This window comes from Enterococcus raffinosus (assembly GCF_018917525.1).
In the GTDB taxonomy this organism is placed as follows: domain Bacteria; phylum Bacillota; class Bacilli; order Lactobacillales; family Enterococcaceae; genus Enterococcus_A; species Enterococcus_A raffinosus_A.
In genome coordinates this window covers 1-1,875 of the sequence record NZ_JAHLOS010000086.1, presented here as the reverse complement: position 1 = coordinate 1,875, position 1,875 = coordinate 1, and the positions used below count along the sequence as shown (strand labels likewise).

Sequence of the window (1,875 nt, the reverse complement as noted above, 5' to 3'; positions counted from 1 at the left end):
ATGGTTCTTTCCAGTGTTAGTTGATTTCCAAGTCCGACTTTGGTAATAATAATATAAAAACTAGAACGGAGTCGTCGAAACTTTGGATGAACTTATAAAATTACTAGATACCCATCTACAATATGTGAATCACGAAGTGATTGATCAAAATTTTTATATTGATGTGCAGTCGAACCGTACAACAATGAATTGTCCATTCTGCCAAACCCCCACAAAAAAGGTTCATTCAAAATATGAGCGAACATTTCAGGATTTGCCGATCCAAGGAAAGAAAGTGATAATCATTCTACAAAATAGAAAATTTCTTTGTGAAGAACCCACTTGTCAGAAAACGACGTTCGCCGAAACCTTTGAATGTATTGCACCAAAAGCTAAAAAAACACGACGTCTTGAGGAAGAAATTATCCGACTATCATTGAATTGCAGTTCAGTAGCTGCTTCTGAGATACTAAGTAAGCAAACTGTAGAAGTGAGCAAAAGTACCATCTGCAACCTTTTAAAAAAAAGAGATAATACCAGATAAATCAACCATCACGGCAGTTTGTATTGATGACTTTGCCATTAAGAAACGCGAAAAATATGGAACGATCATGATAGACATTGCGACACATCGAATTATTGATCTTATTCCCAGTCGTGATTTAGTAGACGTTACACAGTGGTTAAAAACTTACCCTAACTTGATTCTGATTTCAAGAGATGGTTCTGTTACCTATAAAAAGGCTATTTCGAATGCACACCCACAGGCCCAACAGGTAAGCGATCGATTTCATCTGTTCAAGAACTTGATTGATTATGGAAAAGAAGCGCTCAAAAGAAAGTTGAAGATACTCATAAACATACCTATACTCAAACAACCAGAGGATCATCAAAGCATTACTGAAATCTGTAAAGAAAATGAGAATAGAAAGAAAACTTTAAAACAGAAATATATGCAGATCAGTAGCTTAAAAGCTGCTGGGTTAAACCAAACTCAAATTTGTAAGGAACTGAATATGGATGTTCGAACTTATAAAAAACTGGTTTCATTTACAGCTAAGCAAGCACAAGATTATTTTCAATTGACTTCAGTTGAACGTACGAAAGAAAAACTCACAAGAAAGTGGAAGACAGTTCGCAAAGTGCGTGAATTAAAGGCTTCTGGACTTAGTATCAGTGCGATTCACCGGGAAATTGGGATAGATCCTAGAACAGTAAAGCGCTATTTGGATCCAAATTTTAAAATTGAGTCAAACAGACAAAAACATAAAAGTATACTTAATCCTTATCGCTCGTATATTCATCAACAACTCGAGCTGGGGATGATGAGTTCTATCATAGAAAAATCAGTGAGAACGATGGGCTATACGGGTTCTTCATCAACTTTGCGGCATTACTGCAGTGACTTCAAAAAGCAGAGTAAGTCAATTCGTTACCCTCAAAAGAATGAAGGAGAGACAATCAAACGGAACCATTTAATCAAGCTACTCTATCGTCCATTAGAAAAGGTTCCTTCCATCACGGAAGAGCAATTCAATGTGGTAATGGAGAATGTACCGGAATTCAAACTACTCTACCAGTTGATTTGGGACTTTAAAAAACTCGTTAGCGAAAAGAAAATTGACCAATTAATTCCATGGTTATCCCGAGCAAGTCGCTTAGGGGTTAGTGAAATAGATAGTTTTGTCAAAGGCGTAAACCGAGATATTGAAGCTGTAGCAAATGCGATTCTTAGAGAAGAAAACAATGGTCTGGCCGAAGGCAGTGTCAATAAACTGAAAGTCATCAAAAGAATCATGTATGGTCGTTGTAGCTTTGAAACGTTAAGGAAAAAGACCATTCAATTAGAATGGATGAGAAAAAAGCGGATTTTCAACTAACGCTGGAAAGAACCAC

The 1,875-nt window shown here is 36.6% G+C and carries 2 protein-coding genes; both read left to right on the top strand.

The window, feature by feature from the left end; genetic code table 11:
* Positions 1-184 precede the first annotated feature (184 nt).
* A complete protein-coding gene (locus KQI58_RS23255) occupies positions 185-523 on the top strand; it encodes a transposase family protein (RefSeq protein WP_367397962.1) in 339 nt (112 codons plus the stop codon).
* On the top strand, positions 510-1,859 hold the full coding sequence (locus KQI58_RS22340) for an ISL3 family transposase (protein ID WP_216411132.1): 1,350 nt from the start codon (positions 510-512) through the stop codon (positions 1,857-1,859). Before KQI58_RS23255 ends, KQI58_RS22340 begins: the two co-directional genes overlap by 14 nt.
* Positions 1,860-1,875: the final 16 nt, after the last annotated feature.